General features: G+C 62.4%; 19 protein-coding genes and 1 tRNA gene. 16 read left to right on the forward strand and 4 right to left on the reverse strand.

Annotated features, from left to right (window positions below):
* The first annotated feature begins 9 nt into the window (after positions 1-9).
* The 3 genes from sseA to LRX75_RS21685 all read left to right on the forward strand — a co-directional run bounded on the left by sseA (position 10) and on the right by LRX75_RS21685 (position 2,061).
* Positions 10-864, forward strand: a complete 855-nt coding sequence (gene sseA, locus LRX75_RS21675) for a 3-mercaptopyruvate sulfurtransferase (RefSeq protein ID WP_231816708.1) — start codon at positions 10-12, stop codon at positions 862-864.
* Between the two features lie 134 nt (positions 865-998).
* Positions 999-1,511 carry a GNAT family N-acetyltransferase gene (locus LRX75_RS21680; RefSeq protein ID WP_420851249.1) on the forward strand — a complete coding sequence of 171 codons (513 nt, stop codon included), beginning with the start codon at positions 999-1,001 and terminating at the stop codon, positions 1,509-1,511.
* 76 nt (positions 1,512-1,587) lie between these two features.
* Positions 1,588-2,061, forward strand: coding sequence for a DUF1203 domain-containing protein (locus LRX75_RS21685; protein WP_231816709.1), 474 nt, complete (start codon positions 1,588-1,590; stop codon positions 2,059-2,061).
* Between the two features lie 4 nt (positions 2,062-2,065).
* On the opposite strand, the gene LRX75_RS21690 is transcribed toward LRX75_RS21685, so the two are convergent.
* Together LRX75_RS21690 and ilvA are read right to left on the reverse strand one after the other, a co-directional pair.
* Positions 2,066-2,380 (reverse strand): HlyU family transcriptional regulator, encoded by a 315-nt coding sequence (locus LRX75_RS21690; RefSeq protein ID WP_231816710.1) that lies wholly within the window; start codon positions 2,378-2,380, stop codon positions 2,066-2,068.
* A 48-nt stretch (positions 2,381-2,428) separates the two neighbouring features.
* Positions 2,429-3,682 carry a threonine ammonia-lyase gene (gene ilvA / locus LRX75_RS21695; RefSeq protein WP_231816711.1) on the reverse strand — a complete coding sequence of 418 codons (1,254 nt, stop codon included), beginning with the start codon at positions 3,680-3,682 and terminating at the stop codon, positions 2,429-2,431.
* A gap of 234 nt (positions 3,683-3,916) precedes the next feature.
* Here ilvA and LRX75_RS21700 point away from each other — a divergent pair, with 234 nt between their 5' ends.
* Entirely contained in the window at positions 3,917-4,519 is a 603-nt protein-coding gene (locus LRX75_RS21700; RefSeq protein WP_231816712.1) for a hypothetical protein, read from the forward strand.
* Positions 4,520-4,554: 35 nt separating this feature from the next.
* Entirely contained in the window at positions 4,555-5,259 is a 705-nt protein-coding gene (locus tag LRX75_RS21705) for an HAD family hydrolase (RefSeq protein ID WP_231816738.1), read from the forward strand.
* A gap of 60 nt (positions 5,260-5,319) precedes the next feature.
* On the opposite strand, the gene LRX75_RS21710 is transcribed toward LRX75_RS21705, so the two are convergent.
* Complete coding sequence (locus LRX75_RS21710) at positions 5,320-6,072, reverse strand: competence/damage-inducible protein A (protein ID WP_231816713.1); 753 nt, start codon at positions 6,070-6,072, stop codon at positions 5,320-5,322.
* A gap of 152 nt (positions 6,073-6,224) precedes the next feature.
* Here LRX75_RS21710 and wrbA point away from each other — a divergent pair, with 152 nt between their 5' ends.
* The 3 genes from wrbA to LRX75_RS21725 all read left to right on the forward strand — a co-directional run bounded on the left by wrbA (position 6,225) and on the right by LRX75_RS21725 (position 7,896).
* The gene (gene wrbA, locus LRX75_RS21715; RefSeq protein ID WP_231816714.1) at positions 6,225-6,824 is read left to right on the forward strand and encodes an NAD(P)H:quinone oxidoreductase; all 600 of its coding nucleotides are present in this window, start codon (positions 6,225-6,227) and stop codon (positions 6,822-6,824) included.
* A 158-nt stretch (positions 6,825-6,982) separates the two neighbouring features.
* Entirely contained in the window at positions 6,983-7,471 is a 489-nt protein-coding gene (locus LRX75_RS21720) for a DMT family transporter (RefSeq protein WP_231816715.1), read from the forward strand.
* Entirely contained in the window at positions 7,468-7,896 is a 429-nt protein-coding gene (locus LRX75_RS21725; RefSeq protein ID WP_231816716.1) for a DMT family transporter, read from the forward strand. The genes LRX75_RS21720 and LRX75_RS21725 overlap by 4 nt, the downstream gene beginning before the upstream one ends.
* A 12-nt stretch (positions 7,897-7,908) precedes the next feature.
* Here the strand turns inward: LRX75_RS21725 and LRX75_RS21730 are convergent, their stop codons facing one another.
* Positions 7,909-9,027, reverse strand: a complete 1,119-nt coding sequence (locus LRX75_RS21730; RefSeq protein ID WP_420851248.1) for a metallophosphoesterase — start codon at positions 9,025-9,027, stop codon at positions 7,909-7,911.
* Positions 9,028-9,192: 165 nt separating this feature from the next.
* Here LRX75_RS21730 and LRX75_RS21735 point away from each other — a divergent pair, with 165 nt between their 5' ends.
* The 8 genes from LRX75_RS21735 (at position 9,193) to LRX75_RS21770 (ending at position 18,647) form a co-directional block, all read left to right on the forward strand.
* On the forward strand, positions 9,193-9,438 hold the full coding sequence (locus LRX75_RS21735; protein ID WP_231816717.1) for a DUF2188 domain-containing protein: 246 nt from the start codon (positions 9,193-9,195) through the stop codon (positions 9,436-9,438).
* A 211-nt stretch (positions 9,439-9,649) separates the two neighbouring features.
* A tRNA-Leu gene (locus tag LRX75_RS21740) sits at positions 9,650-9,734 on the forward strand.
* Positions 9,735-9,837: 103 nt separating this feature from the next.
* On the forward strand, positions 9,838-10,335 hold the full coding sequence (gpt, locus tag LRX75_RS21745) for a xanthine phosphoribosyltransferase (RefSeq protein ID WP_231816718.1): 498 nt from the start codon (positions 9,838-9,840) through the stop codon (positions 10,333-10,335).
* 650 nt (positions 10,336-10,985) lie between these two features.
* Positions 10,986-14,810, forward strand: a complete 3,825-nt coding sequence (locus LRX75_RS21750; protein WP_231816719.1) for a vitamin B12-dependent ribonucleotide reductase — start codon at positions 10,986-10,988, stop codon at positions 14,808-14,810.
* Positions 14,811-15,037: 227 nt separating this feature from the next.
* Positions 15,038-16,564 carry an adenylate/guanylate cyclase domain-containing protein gene (locus LRX75_RS21755; RefSeq protein ID WP_231816720.1) on the forward strand — a complete coding sequence of 509 codons (1,527 nt, stop codon included), beginning with the start codon at positions 15,038-15,040 and terminating at the stop codon, positions 16,562-16,564.
* Positions 16,561-17,367: an E2 domain-associated cysteine-rich protein gene (locus LRX75_RS21760; protein ID WP_231816721.1), complete on the forward strand. Its 807-nt coding sequence runs from the start codon at positions 16,561-16,563 to the stop codon at positions 17,365-17,367. Before LRX75_RS21755 ends, LRX75_RS21760 begins: the two co-directional genes overlap by 4 nt.
* Positions 17,368-17,369: 2 nt before the next feature.
* The gene (locus LRX75_RS21765; RefSeq protein WP_231816722.1) at positions 17,370-17,936 is read left to right on the forward strand and encodes a Pycsar system effector family protein; all 567 of its coding nucleotides are present in this window, start codon (positions 17,370-17,372) and stop codon (positions 17,934-17,936) included.
* A gap of 12 nt (positions 17,937-17,948) precedes the next feature.
* Positions 17,949-18,647 (forward strand): adenylate/guanylate cyclase domain-containing protein, encoded by a 699-nt coding sequence (locus tag LRX75_RS21770; RefSeq protein ID WP_231816723.1) that lies wholly within the window; start codon positions 17,949-17,951, stop codon positions 18,645-18,647.
* Positions 18,648-18,651: the final 4 nt, after the last annotated feature.

Here is an 18,651-nt window from a genome sequence, read left to right on the forward strand (position 1 = left end):
TTTACCCGAATGCGTGAAGACAAAAGCCCCCTCGTCGTCAGCAGCGACTGGCTGCAGGCGCGCCTTGGCGATGCCGGCCTGCGGATCGTCGATGCCTCATGGTATCTGCCGGCCCACAAGCGCGATCCGAAGGCGGAATATGCAGCCGGGCACGTTCCCGGCGCGATCTTCTTCGACCATGATGGGCTTTCCGACGCGACGAGCGGGCTGCCGCACACCCTGCCCACTCCGGATGCCTTCGCCGCGTCCGTCGGCGCTTTAGGCATCGCCGAGATGGACATGATCGTCGTCTACGACGGTCCCGGCTTCTTTTCCGCGCCTCGCGCCTGGTGGATGTTCCGCGTGATGGGCGCAAAAGAGGTGTATGTGCTCGACGGCGGGCTCGATGGCTGGAAAAGCGAAGGCCGGCCGGTGACCACCGAAACGCCGCCGGTCTCTCCGGCCACGTTCCACCCCACCTTCGACGCGCACGCCGTGACGTCCTTCACCGAGATGACGCAGATCGTCGGCGAGGGCAGCCGGCAGATCGCGGATGCCCGCAGCCTCGGCCGCTTCACGGGTGAGGAAGCGGAGCCTCGCGCCGGCATGCGATCGGGTCATATGCCGGGCGCCCTCAGCCTTCCGGCCGGCGGTTTCGCAGCGAACGGCCACTTCAAGTCCCTGCCGGAGCTGCAGAAACTCGTTGCGGACGCCGGAATCGATCTCGACAAACCGGTGGTGACCAGCTGCGGCTCCGGCATCACGGCGGCGATCATCACGCTCGCGCTGCAATCCCTTGGACATACCGATAATACGCTCTACGATGGATCCTGGTCGGAATGGGGGAGTCGCGCTGATACCGCGATTGCAACCGGAAACCCTTAGACGGGAAGAGTGGAACACGCATGGAATTGGTAGACGCAGTCGCTTTGAACGGGACGGAAACCAACGCATCGGTGGATGCCGGGATCGCTCTGGTGCCGGGGCAGCCGGCCACGATCCACATCACCGAACTGGAGATGACAGCGGCGCCGAAACAAAGCCTGCCGTTCCCCGTCAATATCCAGACGGCGCTGATGCGCGTCGTGGATATTCCGCCCGCCTATTACCGATTCCTTTATTTGCAGGTCGGCCGTCGCTGGCATTGGGTCGATCGGCTCCGTCTCGACGATGAGGCGCTGGCTGCGGTCCTGCATGACAAGCGCAATTGCGTAACGGTTCTTTATGTAAACGGCGCCCCGGCCGGCTTCTTCGAAGTCCTGCATGTGGACCAGGACACGGTCGAGCTGACCCATTTCGGCCTGTTCGAGCGTGCCCTTGGCCTCGGTCTCGGCAAGTGGTTCCTGCTTCAGGCGCTCTACGGCTGTTGGAGCTATGGCCCGAAGGTGGTCAAGGTCCAGACGAACAATCTCGACCACCCCCGCGCCATCCAGCTCTACCAGCGATTCGGTTTCTCCCCCGTCGCCACGCGGGAAGACCAGCTCGTGCCGCTGACCGAAGAGGAAATGCTCGAGCTCGTTCGGAAGCTCTGACGATCGTTCGTCCGGAAACGGGTGTCGGCGGCGCGTCCGTTTCGTCATGATCCTTGAAACCAGCAGGGAGACCAGTATGACGACGATCCGCTTTACCGCGATGCCCACCGAAGACGCGATGCAGATCTGGACAGGCGGGACAGACGCCTACGGCCTGATGCCGGAACGCTTCGTGTCGGACGGCGACGGCAATCCGTGCCGCCACTGCCTTGAGCCGATCGCAGACGGCGAACCGGCACTGCTCTTCGCATACCGTCCCTTCCCTGCCGCGCAAGCCTATGCGGAGACCGGGCCGATCTTTCTGCACGCCGAGCCCTGCCCGCGCTACGCCGCGGAGGAATGCCTGCCGCCGATCCTGAACAGTCCGGATTACATCGTGAGAGGCTACGATCAGGCGAACCGGATCGTCTACGGGTCCGGCGCGGTGACGCCGACGGATGACGTCATGGATCGAGCGTCGGACATTCTGAAGCGGCCGGAGATGGCCTATGTGCATGTGCGCTCGTCGCGCAACAACTGCTACCACTGCCGCATCGACCGTGCGGCCTGACGGATCAGACCTGGCGGGAAGCGGCGCCGTCGGCAAACAGCGAAGGGCCGTTTTCGTCGATGATCTGGTGTGCCTTGCGCAACGCCGCGGAAGAAGCTTCGTCGGCTGAAGAGAACATGTCGGCACGGATGAAGCTGCGCGAGAGCTTCTGCCCGCCCACATCCTTCTCGATGACACCGGACAGCCTGTACTGGCTGCCCTCCTTCATCGGCGTCGCCCGGATCAGGCAATCGCCATAGGCCTCGGTCGAGCCGGAGGCTGCTTCAGGAGCGGTGTCGGACGAGGAGCGGCCGAAGAGACGGGAGAAAAACGATGCCATGCGAAAGATTTAGCCTCCCCGCCCGGCGATGTCAAAGTCCCCGCGTGCTCAGATGACGAGGTTCGACAGGATATCGTTGTCGGTAATGTCCTGATATTTCAGGCCCGCCGCATCGAAGGCCGCGATCAGCGTCGGAAAGTTCTCCGGACGCTTGGTCTCGATGCCGATGAGGATCGATCCGAAATTGCGCGCGGATTTCTTCAGATATTCGAAGCGAGCGATATCGTCCTCCTCGCCGAGCAGGCCGAGAAAATCCTTCAACGCGCCGGGCCGCTGCGCCATGCGCAGGATGAAATACTTCTTCAACCCGAGATGCCGCATCGCGCGCTCCTTGACGTCGGGCAGCCGCTCGAAGTCGAAATTGCCGCCGGAAACGACCGCAACGATCGTCTTGCCGGCAAGCTGCGCCGCGTCCAGTTCGGCAAGGGCCGTGATGGCGAGAGCGCCCGCCGGCTCCAGCACCACGCCTTCGAGGTTGAGCATTTCGGTGATGGTTACGCAGATCGCGTTCTCGGGCAGGAGCAGCGTCTGGCTGGCCGAGAAGTGCTTCAGCCGTTCGAAGTTGAGATCTCCGATGCGGCCGACGGCGGCGCCGTCCACGAAGTTATCGACCTGCTCCAGCGTCACCACGGCGCCCGTTTCCAGACTGCGCTTGAGGCTCGGCGCGCCCTCGGGCTCGCAGAAGACGAAGCCGTTCGGATCGACATCGCCGGCGAAATAGCCGGTCATCCCGGCGGAAAGACCGCCACCGCCAACCGGCATGATCACCATATCGGGCACGACGCCCTCGGGCAGTTGGGTCGCGACCTCCGCGGCAACGGTCGCCTGTCCCTCGACGATATCGCCGTGGTCGAAGGGGGGCACCATCATGCCGCCGGTCGCTTCCACATGATCGCGCGCCGCCTTGTAGCACTGGTCGAAAATGTCGCCGACGAGCTTGATGGTGATGAACGGCCCGCCGAACATGCGCGTCTTGTCGATCTTCTGCTGCGGCGTCGTCACGGGCATGAACACGATGCCCTCGACACCGAAATGGCGGCAGACGAAGGCGAAGCCCTGGGCGTGATTGCCGGCGGAAGCGCAGACGAAGACGCGGTCCCGCGCGCCGGCCGCAATGGCCTTGCGGAAGAAGTTGAAGGCGCCGCGGATCTTGTAGGAGCGAACGGGCGACAGATCCTCGCGCTTCAGGTAGATCTTCGCGCCAAACCGGGCGCTGAGATGATCGTTGAGCTGCAGGGGCGTTTCCGGAAAAATGTCGCGCAACGCCAGCGCTGCCCTGTCCACATCCTGCTTGAAGCTCATCGTCTTGTCCTTGCTGTTCCCGGCGCCTGCGTGACGGCATCCCGCCCGACGACGCCCGTCTGCGTGCAGGATGCTATGCCACAGACCGCGCGCGGATGCCATGTGGCGGAAAGGTCGCGTCGCAAGGCTTGACTCGGTCCCGCAAATTGCGAAACTTCGTGCCGCGTCAGGCAGTTATGCCGGGTGGTATCGGTTGGACGATGCCGCAGCCGACGCTTTGGGAGGGTGGGGGAAATGCAGTCGATCTTCAATACGACGCGAGCGTTCGGTCTTGCGGTTCTGGTCCTGGGTGTCCTGCCGGTCGGCACGGTCGTTGCCGGGCCATTGGCGGATGCCGCCACGCGCGCCGAGCAGATGGCCGCCTCCGGCGATGCTGCAGGTGCCCGCGCCACCATCCGCGATGCCGTCAGCGACTTCTCGGCCAGCCTGCCCTTTGCGGTGGGTGCGGCGACCTTCGTCGCGGGCGACCCGTCCGGCTTCGGTATGTTCGAGCCCCGCCCCGACAACACTTTCAAGCCGGGCGAGAAGATCGTTGCCTATATCGAGCCCGTGGGGCTGACCTGGAAGCCGGCACAAGTGCCGGCCAAGATGGAGACACGGTTCACGGTCGATTTCGACCTTCTGGATGCCGGCGGCACCGTTCTTGGCAGCCAGAAGGCATTCGGAAACTTCACCTTCACGGGCGTCAGCAAGAATTCGGAGATCTTCGCGACCCTGACGCTGGATGTCAGCGAGGCACCGGTGGGCAGCTATGTGCTGCGCTACCACCTGAACGATACGAATTCGGGCAAGACGGCGTCGGTCGATCTGCCCTTCGCCATCGCGGTTGCGCCGTGACGCACGGGACGGAGACAACGGGGGCAAACCCGCCGCTGCCGGAGACAGGCCCGCTGCTCGTCGGGTTCGACGCAGACGACACGCTGTGGCAGAACGAGCAGTTCTACCGCCTGACGGAAGAGGCATTCGCGGCCCTGCTTGCGGATCACTGCGAGGCAGCCGTTCTGTCGGAGCGCCTGCTGGCGGCAGAGCGGCGCAACCTCGCGCTCTACGGCTTCGGCATCAAGGGATTTACCCTGTCGATGATCGAAACGGCGCTCGAACTCACCGATGGTGCGCTGCCCGGCCATGTCGTCGCCCGCATTCTGGAGATCGGCCGCGAGATGCTGCGCCACCCGGTGGACCTCCTGCCGTCTGCACGCGAAACGCTGGAAGCGCTCTCCGGCCGGTACAGGCTGGTCCTGATCACCAAGGGCGATCTGTTCGATCAGGAGCGCAAGCTTGCGGCATCCGGCCTTGGGCCGTTCTTCGACGGCATCGAGATCGTCAGCGACAAGACGGACGGCATCTATCGCGGCATCTTCGCCCGGCACGGCACGGAGCCCTGCCGCTGCGTCATGATCGGAAATTCGCTGAAATCCGATATCCTGCCGGCGCTCGGCGCAGGCGCATCCGCCATCTTCATTCCGCACGACCTGACTTGGGTTCACGAGCATGCGGAGGCACCCGAGGGCCATCCAGGGTTCTCCCAGGCAGCGGATCTCTCCGCCGTGCCCGGAATCCTCGCAACGATAGGCTAGGCATTTTCCCGCCGAAGCGTCGCCGCTTCCCATCGGACATGACGTTCGCGATGGTGGGATCTACGTCCGCCGGCTCGCGGCGATGCCCTCCAGCATTGCCCTTACGTCGGCTTCCGCCGCGGCCAGAATGGTCTCGTCTCGGGCGCGGATGACGAGTTCGGTCGAGAAGGACGTGCCGTCGAACTTCGGGTAGGAGCCGATGCTGGTTTGCGGATGGGCCTTCTGGACGTCGCCCAGGGGGCCGCCGATATCGCCTTCGCCGAACGGCGACTGGACGGAGCGCGAGAGCACCGTGGCGCCCGTCTTCAGCGTCGGCAGGACGGCCTCGAGCATGGCCTGAAACACCTGCGGCACGCCGGCCATGACATGGACATTGCCGATGACGAAGCCCGGTGCCGTGGAGACGGCGTTCGGGATGTGTGTCGAGCCGTTCGGCATCCGCGCCATGCGACGGCGCGCCTCGGTGAAGTCCATGTTGCGGCGGGCATACATGTCGCCGAGCAGCGTCATAGCGTCCGGATCGTGGATGCATTCGACGCCGAAGGCGCGCGAGACCGCGTCGGCCGTGATGTCGTCATGCGTCGGACCGATGCCGCCGGATGTGAAGACGTAATCATACTGCCCGCGAAGCCCGTTCAAGGCGGCAACGATCGCCTCCTCGTCATCGGCGACGATCCGCACCTCCTTCAGGTCTATGCCGGAGATCGTCAGAAGGTCGGCGAGATGACCGATGTTCTTGTCCTTGGTCCGGCCGGAGAGAAGCTCGTCGCCGATGGCCAGCATGGCAGCCGTTACGATCGTGTCCGTGGTCATCGTGCATGTCCTTGTCAAAGCGTGCATCGTTCATCCCGAACGATGCCTTGTCAATATTAGTGAACAGTCTGTTATCCCATGCGTTTCTGACAGCGCCCGCCCGACGTGGTAAAGCGGGCGACGCATTGACGCCCATCCTTGAGGAGATCACGATGGCAAAAGTTCTGGTTCTCTACTACTCGGCCTATGGTCACATCGAAGCCATGGCCTATGCGGTCGCGGAAGGCGCGAAGGCGGAAGGCGCCGACGTTGTCGTAAAGCGCGTGCCGGAACTCGTGCCCGATGATGTCGCCAAGGCATCGCACTACAAGATGGATCAGGCTGCACCGATTGCAACGGCAGCGGAACTGGCCGATTACGACGCGATCATCTTCGGCTGCGGGACGCGTTATGGCGGCTTCGCCTCGCAGATGCGCAACTTTATCGACCAGACGGGCGGCCTTTGGTTCTCCGGCGCGCTGGTCGGCAAGGTCGGCTCGGCCTTCACCTCCTCGGCCACGCAGCATGGCGGCCAGGAATCGACGCTTCTCTCCTTCATTCCCACGCTTCTGCATCACGGCATGGTCGTCGTCGGCCTGCCCTATGCCTTCCAGGGCCAGATGGGTCTTGAAGAAATCAAGGGCGGCACGCCGTATGGCGCGTCCACGATCACCGGCGGCGACGGCTCGCGTATGCCCTCCGCGGTCGAACTCGAAGGTGCGCGCTTCCAGGGCGCTCACGTCGCCAAGATCGCGGCCAAGCTGACCGCCTGATCGAAAACAGCCTCCCAAGGCCATGCGAAGGCCGTCCGCAGGATACTGCGGGCGGCCTTCTGTGTTTTTCTGCGAAACCGGAACAGCGATGATCGGGCTTGCGCGACTCTGAGGGATCGCAGACCTATAACACATCCACATCGCCTCCCGGAACCGTCATGACCGCCAGCACACCTATCGACAACCCGCGTCCTCTCGTCTTTCTCGCCGCCTTCGCGACCGGCGGATTGCTGACGCTGATGGTGCATTTCAATGGCGAACTCGCCCGCTACGGCAATCCGCTCTTCTCCTCCTGGACGGCGCACGGCACCGGCACGATCGCCGCTCTCGTCTTCCTTGCGCTTCTGTACAGGCGTGGACGGGAGGCTCCGGCCGCACGGCCTCCGGCGCCGATCTGGGCCTATCTCGGCGGCATCTCCGGCGCTGCAACGGTCATGCTGACCTCCACCGCCGTGAACTCGCCGCTGGCCCTTGCCGGCACGCTGGCACTCGGCCTGTCGGGACAGGCGATCTTCAGTCTCGCGGCGGATCACTGGGGCCTGTTCGGGCTGGCAAAGCGGCGGCTGACGGTTCGCAATCTCGCGGCGCTCGCCCTCATTCTGGCGGGAAGCGCGCTCATCATTCTGGAAGGGCGGAGCGCCGCATGATCGTCGCGATCTTTCTTGCATGCTCGGCGGGCATCCTCATCGGCATCAGCCGTCAGATCAACGGGCGTCTCAGCCTTTCGACCTCTCCGCTGATCGCCTCCTTCTGGAACCACATCGTCGGCTTTGCCGCCCTGACGGTTCTCGGCCTCATCCTCGGCGACATGCTGCCGGCCGGCGCCGCGCAGGTGCCTTGGTACGATTATCTCGGCGGGCCGATCGGCGTCGTCTTCGTTGCAGCGGGCAGCTGGGTCATCGCCCGCATCGGCGCCGTCAACACCGCGCTGATGATGATCGGCGGACAGATGGTGTCGGGCGTCGTTCTCGATCTCGCTCTGTCGGTGCCGACGGCGCTCGGGCCGACGGCGCTTGGCGTCGTCCTGGTGCTGGCCGGCATCGCGCTGTCCCAAGGCAAGCGCAGGGGGTGAGGGCCGCTCCCCTTATTTTCCGGCGAGGCTTTTCGAGACGGCGGTCGTGAAGGTGACGCCACCCTGATCGTCCGACGCTTCCCCCAGAACCACATCCATGGCCGTATCGGTCACCCTCACGACCGCAAAGCCGCCCTTGAAGGCCGCTTTCGGCTTGAAGACGTCGATGCCGCCCGCCTTGTAGGCCATCGGCGTGTCGTGCTCGTGCCCGTGGAAGATGCCGATGACATTGTAGCCCTTGAGAACCTCTAGAAGGGCGGAGCGTTCGGCCTCGCTCCACCAGTGCGGATCGCCGGTTCCCTGGTCGTCGAAGGTCTCGTGACCGGCATCCCAGCGCTCGATCGAAAAGCTGTCCCATCCGTAGTGCTGGAACAGCACGACCGGGCGGCCATCCGCCGCCGCCGTTGCGAGATCCTTCTTCAGCCAGTCGAGCCCGCTGACGGCGCCCTTGCGATCGTCGCCGCCGAAGCGCTGGAGCTGCACGAGATGCAACCGGCCCCAGTTCCAGGAGTAGTTGTCCGAATCGACATCGTAATTGTCCGCGGGAAGGGAGGGCGTGAAGAAGACGCTCGGGCGATGATTGACCTCGACATAGTCGCGGAGCTCCCGCCGGTACCAGTCCGGATGGCTCGGCGGGCCATCCTGATCGAGATCGTGATTTCCAAGCCCGACATAGACCGGCATATGCACGTGCTGCGCGTCCGTGCCCTGCGCATAGCGCTGGCTGAACTGGCGCAGCTGCCACCCCTCGCCCGGCACCGCCACCTGCCCGCCGCCATCGTCGGTGATGTCCCCGCCCATGACGAGACCGACGGGGTCGCCGAGCGGCCGGCCGGCGCCCGAAAGGCCGCTCGGCGTTCCTGCAACCACCGTGGGCCAGACCTGCGTGGGAAGAGCGTTCAGCGCCCGGATATGGCGCAGAAGCGCGGCATCCGTCTTGCCCTCCTGCTCGCAATCCGGCGACAGGCCTTCGGCCATACGGCAGGCATGAACATCGGTGGCGAAAACGAAGGTGACATCCATCGGGGCCTGTTGCGCCCGCGCCGGAGACGACGCCAGCGGGATCATCACCGCAGCGAGCGCCGCAAAACCGACCTGCCCGCCAAAGCGATCTCCGCCGAGATGTCGCATCGTCTTTCCCTCCCCCGTCTTTCGCCATGCATCGAGGCGCCATTGCTAGCAGGATCCTCTGCGGCTGCAAGAGCGTGCGGTCTTGCCTCTCGGGAACGATCGCCGCTCGTCGCCCGTTACCGCTTGAGGCTATGAGCCGCACAGCGACAGGATAGGGAGACAAGCATGGTCAAGGTCGTTTACGAGATCGTCGAGCACGACGGTGGATGGGCCTATAAGGTCGGCGACGTGTTTTCGGAAAGCTTTCCGACGCATCAACACGCTCTGCACGCGGCCAAGGCCGCAGCTGCCGAGCAGCAGGTCGGCGGATCGGACGAGGAGATCAGCTTTCAGGACGCGTCCGGCCAGTGGCACGACGAACATGCCAGCGGCGGAGACCGCCCCGAAGCCGTCGTCGAAGACAAAGCGTAGAGGTCGAATAGGATGATGCCTCTCTCCATGATGGAGAGAGGCTAAAGGTCTGGGTCATGAAATGGTCGATATGCGGGATCGACCTTTTCCTTATCGCCGACGGGCTGCACCCCTGCAACGTGAAGCTGTCGTTAAGCTTTATCGGAAGGGTTAATCGCCGCGTGCTGCGGCTTGACGAACGCATCGCGGTATCCGAAAGACTGTAGCCATTGCGGACGTGGCGAAATTGGTAGACGCAAGAGACTTAAAATCTCTCGAGGAGACTCGTACGGGTTCGACCCCCGTCGTCCGCACCAGTCTTTGACGTGGGCGAACGTCATCCCCTTCTTGAAAATGGTCGGGCTTTGCCGCAAAACCGCTCTGTGCATCAGACACGCCCAGATACGCTTGGAGCCCGCCATGTCTCTTCCTGAAAAAGCCTTTCCCGTTTCCTGGGACCAGTTCCACCGCGATGCGCGTGCGCTTGCCTGGCGTCTGGCCGATCAGGGGGTCGAGTGGAAGGCGATCGTCTGCATCACCCGCGGCGGGCTGGTGCCGGCGGCGATCATTTCGCGGGAACTGAACATCCGCATGATCGAGACGGTCTGCGTCGCCTCCTATCACGACTATTCCTCGCAAGGTCAGATGGAGGTCATCAAGGCGATCTCCGAGGAGATCCGTGCCGATGGCGGCGAACGCGTGCTGATCGTCGACGACCTCACGGATACGGGCAAGACCGCGGCCATCGTGCGGGCCATGCTGCCGAAGGCGCATTTCGCCGCCGTCTATGCCAAACCGAAAGGCCGGCCCCAGGTCGATACCTTCGTGACCGAGGTCAGTCAGGATACCTGGATCTATTTTCCGTGGGACATGGGGTTTACCTATCAGGAACCGATCGCCAAGGGATCGCGCGGATAGATCGGCGCGACGGACAGGCTTACGGCTGTTTTGACAAGCGGCGCGCGGGGGCGGTACACGCCCTCGACGCGCCGTTCATTCGTCAAGGCCGCACCCGGCCATGCGTGACTTTTATGACACCCGGCAGGCGCGACGGCCGATCTCACCAAGTTTTTGTCCACAAGTTTTCACGGAACGAACGGCCCTTTCGATAAGTGCCGACCACAAGTGACTGATTTCCTTACATCCCTCAATTTCTTTCTATTTCCACAAGATATAGTCGGCAGTGGACGGCGAGACGCAAGCCCTTGACGATGCCACCGGACTCGAGGTTAATCATTTTCAAGACTGGCATGAGGCCAGACGACGGCCCAGGCGGCGGCCTGCCCCGGACTGCGCCATCATCCTGAACTTGTTGGAGATCCTGCCTTCACGGCGGGAACGCGTGTTGAAAAAATGATCTGTCAGACGAAAATCACGCATACCGAACCAGCAAACAGGTCGATCATTCCGTCTACATCTGGTAGACTTACAGCTTAAAGAACACCACATATCGGATTCCATGATTGGCATCCATCGAAACGCTCCACCGACCGTCAATGCTGCGGCTCGGAAGGACCTTCTGCGTGCCTGAGACGCGCACGCAACGGACAGAATAAGGATTGGGACAGATGCAGATCGAACGTCGCTTTACCAAGGCCGGCCAATCGGCCTATGCAGACATCGCGTTCCGCAAAGCGGTCAGCGAGATCAAGAACCCGGACGGCTCCATCGTCTTCCGGCTGGCCGATATCGACGTGCCTGCCCAGTTCAGCCAGGTCGCCGCCGACATTCTGGCGCAGAAGTATTTCCGCAAGGCGGGCGTTCCCGCGCGTCTCAAGAAGGTCGAAGAGAATTCGGTTCCCTCGTGGCTGTGGCGTTCGGTCGCCGACGAGGCGGCGCTGAAGGATCTCCCGAAGGACGAGCACTACGGCTCGGAAACGGATGCGCGCCAGGTCTTTGATCGTCTTGCCGGCACCTGGACCTATTGGGGCTGGAAGGGCAACTACTTCGCCTCCGAGGAAGACGCCCTCGCCTTCCGCGACGAGCTGGCCTACATGCTGGCGACGCAGCGCGTGGCGCCGAACTCGCCGCAGTGGTTCAACACGGGCCTGCATTGGGCCTATGGCATCGACGGCCCCGGCCAGGGCCATTTCTATGTCGATCCCTTCACCGGCAAGCTCGTCAAGTCGAAGTCGTCCTACGAGCATCCGCAGCCGCATGCCTGCTTCATCCAGTCGGTCGGTGACGATCTCGTCAACGAAGGCGGCATCATGGACCTGTGGGTGCGCGAAGCGCGCCTCTTCAAGTACGGCTCCGGCACCGGCTCCAATTTCTCCTATCTGCGCGGCGAAGGCGAGAAGCTTTCGGGCGGCGGCAAGTCCTCCGGCCTGATGAGCTTCCTCAAGATCGGCGACCGCGCCGCCGGCGCCATCAAGTCGGGCGGCACCACCCGCCGCGCCGCCAAGATGGTGGTGGTCGATATCGACCATCCCGATATCGAGGACTACATCAACTGGAAGGTGAAGGAGGAGCAGAAGGTCGCGGCGCTCGTGACCGGCTCCAAGATCGTCGCCCAGCACCTCAAGGCGATCATGAAGGCCTGCGTCAACTGCGAAGGTCCCGATGGCGCCTGCTACGATCCGAACGAGAACCCGGCGCTGAAGCGCGAAATTAAGGCTGCCAAGAAGGACCAGGTTCCGGAAAACTACATCCAGCGCGTCATCCAGTTCGCCCGCCAGGGCTACAAGGATATCGACTTCAAGACCTATGACACGGACTGGGATTCGGAAGCCTATCTCACGGTCTCCGGCCAGAACTCCAACAACTCCGTTTCGCTGCGGGACGACTTCCTGCGGGCTGTCGAGGCCGACGGCGACTGGAACCTGACCGCCCGCAAGGACGGCCGCGTGATGAAGACGCTGAAGGCGCGCGATCTGTGGGAAAGCATCTCCTACGCCGCCTGGGCCTCGGCCGATCCGGGCCTGCACTTCAACACGACCATGAACGACTGGCACACCTGCCCGGCCGCCGGCTCCATCCGCGCGTCCAACCCGTGCTCGGAATACATGTTCCTGGACGATACGGCGTGCAACCTCGCCTCTCTGAACCTGCTGCAGTTCAAGGACCAGACCACCAAGAACATCAACATCGCCGACTATGAGCATGCCGTTCGCCTCTGGACGGTCGTGCTCGAAATCTCGGTGATGATGGCGCAGTTCCCGTCGAAGGAAATCGCCGAGCGCTCCTACGAATACCGCACGCTCGGCCTTGGCTATGCCAATATCGGCGGTCTCCTGATGTCGTCCGGCATTCCCTATGACAGCAAGGAAGGCCGCGCGATCGCCGGCGCCCTGACCGCCGTCATGACGGGCGTCTCCTACGCGACCTCGGCCGAGATCGCCGCCAAGCTCGGGCCCTTCCCCGGCTTCAAGCCGAACCGCGACAACATGCTGCGCGTTATCCGCAACCATGCGCGCGCCGCCCGCGGCGAAGCGAACGGCTATGAAGGCCTGTCGGTCGCGCCCGTGCCGCTCGTCCATTCCGAGTGCCCGGACCAGACGCTGATCACCCATGCCGTTGCCGCCTGGGAGAAGGCGCTGTCGCTCGGTGAGCAGCATGGCTACCGCAATGCCCAGGTGTCCGTCATCGCGCCGACCGGCACGATCGGTCTCGTGATGGATTGCGACACGACCGGCATCGAGCCCGATTTCGCACTGGTGAAGTTCAAGAAGCTCGCCGGCGGCGGCTACTTCAAGATCATCAACCGCGCCGTTCCCGAGGCCCTGCGCACGCTCGGCTACTCGGAAAGCCAGATCGCCGAGATCGAGGCCTATGCTGTCGGTCACGGCAACATCCACCAGGCGCCCGCCGTCAACCCCGGCTCGCTGCGGGCCAAGGGGTTCACGGACGACAAGATCGAGGCGATCAATGGCGCGACCAAGGCCGCCTTTGACATCAAGTTCGTCTTCAACCAGTGGACGCTCGGCGTCGACTTCCTGAAGGACACGCTGGGTGTCAGCGACGAGCAGCTTGCCGATATGAGCTTCAACCTGCTGGAGCACATCGGCTTCTCCCGCAAGGAGATCGAAGCGGCCAATGTGCATGTCTGCGGCGCGATGACGCTGGAAGGCGCGCCGTTCCTGAAGGCCGAGCACCTGCCGGTGTTCGACTGCGCGAACCCCTGCGGCAAGATCGGCAAGCGTTATCTCTCGGTCGATAGCCACATCCGCATGATGGCGGCGGCGCAGCCGTTCATCTCCGGCGCCATCTCCAAGACGATCAACATGCCGAACGAGGCGACCGTCGAGGACTGCAAGAACGCCTACATGCTGTCCTGGAAGCTCGCGCTGAAGGCCAACGCCCTTTATCGCGACGGCTCCAAGCTCTCGCAGCCGCTCAACGCCTCGCTGATCGAGGACGAGGATGACGAGGACGCTCTGGAAACGCTGATCCAGCAGCCGGTGGCCGCTCAGGCCGTGACCGTGACGGAGAAGATCGTCGAGCGCGTGATCGAGCGGATCACCCGCGAGCGCGAAAAGCTGCCGAACCGCCGCCAGGGCTATACCCAGAAGGCGATCGTCGGCGGACACAAGGTCTATCTGCGCACCGGCGAATTCGGCGATGGCCGGATCGGCGAGATCTTCATCGACATGCACAAGGAAGGTGCCGCCTTCCGGGCGATGATGAACAACTTCGCCATCTCCATCTCGCTGGGTCTGCAGTACGGCGTGCCGCTGGAAGAGTTCGTGGAGGCCTTCACCTTCACGAAGTTCGAGCCGGCCGGCATGGTGCAGGGCAACGACGCGATCAAGAATGCCACGTCGATCCTCGACTACGTGTTCCGCGAACTCGCCGTTTCCTATCTCGGCCGTCACGACCTGGCGCATGTCGACACGTCCGACTTCGGCAACACGGCCCTCGGCAAGGGCATTCAGGAAGGCAAGACCAACCTGCTCTCCACAGGCTGGACCCGCGGCCACAAGCCGACGCTCGTCTCCGGCACGACGACCGGCGCCGGTATCGACCGCGCGTCCGGCGAGCCCAAGGGATCGGCAACGACGACCCCTGCCCGCGGCGCGTCCGCCGGTGGCACGGTCACCCCGTTCGCAGGCTCCGCCGCCCGCAAGCTGGAGCCGGCAACGTCGATCGCCACCTCGGAAGTCGTCGCCTTCAAGCGCGACTACGAGGAACGGATCGCCGAAATCGTCGAGGAGGTCACGACCGAGGTTGCCGAGCCGCCACGCGACGTCACCGCACTCTTCTCCGACAAGGCCGCCGCCGAGGCAGCCGCTGCGAAGGCGGATGCCAAGAAGCTCGAAGCCGAACGCCGCATGCGCTCGATCGCCCAGGGCTATACGGGCAACATGTGCTCGGAATGCCAGAACTTCACGATGGTCCGCAACGGCACCTGCGAGAAGTGCGACACCTGCGGCGCGACCAGCGGCTGCAGCTGATGCGAGCAGCGGTCTGAACCGACCGCTGAGGAATTGAACCGAGTACTAGCCAAACACCTCTAGTACTGGCCGTTTTTGAAACTGAAATTGGCCAACGGCCAATTCAAGTAAAAAAGCTCAAATTTCCAGGCGGTTATACCGCCTGGAAATTGCCTAAAGGAACAAACGGTGAAACAATCGCATCGGTGGAACGAGACCCCCGATACCAGTTTGGAGTTGAAGCGCAGATGGTAAATGCATGGAAGCATGATCGGGCAAAGGCAGCGATCGACGCTCGCATCAAGGAGGTCGAAAAAGTCACGGTCGTCGACTACACCCGCGACACCTCCCTATCATCAATCCCGACGAACAAGGCCTATCGCGTCGACGGCGTGCACCTCTACATCGATATCGTGAACTTCGAAGATATGCTGTGGTCGACCGAGTTCGAAGGCGAGACGTGCCACAAGCGAGCGCTTCGTTTCCTCAATCTCCACTACCGCGCTGTCCATCGGATTCTCGCCGATGCCAATGCGACAAGGGTGGACTTCCACAATCAACGTCTTCATGCAGTGATCGCGAAGCCATATGGCGAAGATGCCGAGGACGACCGGGTCAACCGCGCGGTGGCGATCGCCAAACTGATCACGGAAGTGCTTGCCGAGACAGGTGACGACGATGAGAAGATTCCGAATGCCAAGGTTCGTGTCGGCATCGACACCGGGAAAACTCTGGCCGTCAACAATGGCCGGAACGGAAACCGCGAGCCGCTTTTTCTCGGACGTCCTGCGAACATCGCCGCCAAGCTCGCATCAAATAACAAGGCGATCGGCATCTACCTCAGCAACGAAGCTCGCGAAGCGATCGGTCTGGACACCGCAGATGATCCCGCCAAGTTGAAACTGACGAACGACGAGATCAAGAAATGCGAAGACGAGGCAAAGCTGGGACTTAGCAAGGATTCGATCGTCGCAGAATGGCGCAAGGACAACGAGAAGAACCCTATCGGAGCGTTCTCGTTCTCGCGTGTGGCCCCGCCACTGAAGAACCTTGACATCGCTGTGCTCACGCCAGGGAACTCCCGCCGCATGGAAATGGTCTCCGTGTACGCGGACGTCGACAATTTCACGGCTTACGTCAATTCCCATATCGATGGTGATGCCGAGGAAGTCGTTCGCTGCCTCCACGTAATTCGTGCAGAGCTCGACAGGGTTCTGAGTTCGGATTTTTCCGGCCGCCGGATCCGCTTCATCGGCGACTGCATCCACGGCCACATCCTGGAAGGCACCGCGCGCACAACTGATACCGACGAGACAGTATCGACCGCTGTCCTCTGCGCTGGTGGCCTTCGAAGCAGCTTCAATCTTGCCTTGGAGCGTCTTGAGGCAAATGGCGTCGACACCGACGATCTCGGTCTCGCGATCGGCTTCGAGTTCGGTCCCGGTGCAATTACCCGGCTCGGCATGCAGGGAAGCCGTGTTCGCTGCTCGACGGGAAGATCCGTACTAGGCTCTGAGAACGAGCAAAAGCGCTGCAACGGAATTCAGACGGCGATCGGTCAGACGGCATACGATGACGGACCCGCCTCCGTCCGGAAGCTCTTCGGATCGTCGCGACGGGCGTCCAATCTGACCTATGATGTTGGTCTGGAAGCACTGGCGGCCGAGGACGACGCGGTGGCCAAGACAGCACGAGCCTCGCTTTACGCTGCCACCAGCCCGGCTATAGTCAAGGCAGCGGAGACGCCTTTCCGCCCACATGCGAAGTTGGATTGAGCCTCCAGTTGTCGCCCATCGAGCACATTCATAACGTCGCGCATGCTCATCATGCCCGCCTCGTATCGTCGAGGGACGGGCATGCGATCTTTGGCGTTCGCCCGCCGAGCGCTTCCGGCGCGCCCTCTCAGGAATTCATCCTCGAGATCTGCCGGGATCGGGACACGGTTACCGTGAAGGAGCAGCACCCTCTTCTCCTACCTTCCTTTTGCGCGGAGCGGCACATCAATCCCGGTGGTACCTTCTGCCTGTCCTGGGGTGAGGTCGAAGCCTCCGCCATTAAGAATCGCGACGATGCGGAAGCCTGGTGGGGAAAGCTGCTGACCTTTCTGCTGCGCCAACGGTCAGCGGCGGCATTGCGGCGGTGGCCAGGCAAAGCGGATGCACGCGCGCACGGCTCGACGGCTGCCAGATTCCAGGCGATGGCAGAGGAGAACGCTGCAGCGCTTGGAGCCCAATTCTTCGAGGCCGTGAGGGACGACCGTCTTCGTGTGAACCGTGGTCGCGGACGAGATCGAATTGCACTCCACCGTAACGGCCGGAAGCTCGTCACGGTTCTGCGGGAAGAGCGACGGGTCATGACACTTCGCCAGCGCTGCAAGTGCGACGATGCCAATGTGCGCCACCTGCCTCTGGCCACCTGCGGCGATCACGCGCACCAGCTCGCCGATCTGGTCCTCAACCTTGATGGATGGAGAAGATCTGAGCTGGCGTTCTACGACTATCTGCGATCGGTCAATCAAGTCTGCTGCGGAACGATGGAAGACTGCCCGCTTGCGGAACACCAGACTGGAATCGACTGACGATGGCAAAGAACGAGCAACAGGAAGCCTATGAAAAGCTGATGTCTGCGAACCACGGCAGGATGATCGATTTCGTGAGATTTGCGGAGACCAAGAACGCCGCGCTACTGACCTTCTCGTCTGTGTGGATGGGTGCGATCATCAACCTTCTCAAATCGCCGGACGATCTTCCCTTCGGCTACAAGTATGCGTTGGAGGCAGCGCTTCCCTTGCTCGCCCTCGCTGCTGTCCTGTGCCTGAAGTCGCTGCTCCCCCTCTTCCTGAACCAGGTCTACAAGCGTGACGACGATGTCGTGAACCTGCTCTACTTCGGCGACATCGTCAAAGGCGGGGTCAAGGACTACGCTGACATGACCCAGAAGGAATACATGCCGTCAGAGGGCGATTCGGTTACGCCAACCTACCTGCGCGACCTCGCAGTCCAGACCGCGATCCAGGCGTCGATCGCTCATCGCAAATTCCGGATGTTCCATTGGGCTGGATCCCTCGTGCTGGTTGCGTTCGTCTTCATCGCGCTACCGCCGATCGTCGCCGGGGGCCGCTGGGTGATCGCCCAGTTCCCCTGCTGAAGGAATGGCTTCATGACGATCGCCGACGATATCAAAGGCAATGCAAGCACGACCTTCGGCTCGAAATGGACCGTTCGCGACGGGACCACCGTTCCAGCGCCCGCAGATCTGAAGCTTTCGAACGATGCGGTTCATTTGAAGCGGGCAACGATCCTCTATGCGGACCTCGATGGATCGACTAACCTCGTGGAAAACAAGAACTGGATGTTTGCGGGAGAGGTCTACAAGACCTTCCTATACGCAGCCTCGAGACTTATCCGCCGACATGACGGCACGGTCGTCTCCTATGATGGCGACCGGGCAATGGGCATATTCATCTCGGACAACCAGTCGAACGACGCCGTCTCGTGCGCACTGGAGATCAACTACGCGATCAAGAACATCGTGCAATCCGAGATGGGCAAAGGCTGGAAAACCGACTTCAATATCCGCCATGTGGTGGGCATCGATACATCGGAGATCCGGGCCGCCCGGACCGGCGTCCGCGGCGACAACGACATTGTGTGGATTGGCAACGCCGCCAACCTCGCCGCCAAACTTACCGCCCTCACCTCAGACAATCCGACGTGGATCACAAAGCGCGTCTACGACTACATCAAGGACAACCAGAAGCTCGGCCCGAACGGCGAGAACATCTGGAAAAAATGGAGCTGGTCGCAGCACAACAACGACGAGGTCTACTCGACGACCTATTGGAGGAAAATCACTTGAGCAG

The sequence above is a fragment of the Rhizobium quercicola genome (assembly GCF_021168455.1).
In the GTDB taxonomy this organism is placed as follows: Bacteria; Pseudomonadota; Alphaproteobacteria; order Rhizobiales; family Rhizobiaceae; genus Ferranicluibacter; species Ferranicluibacter quercicola.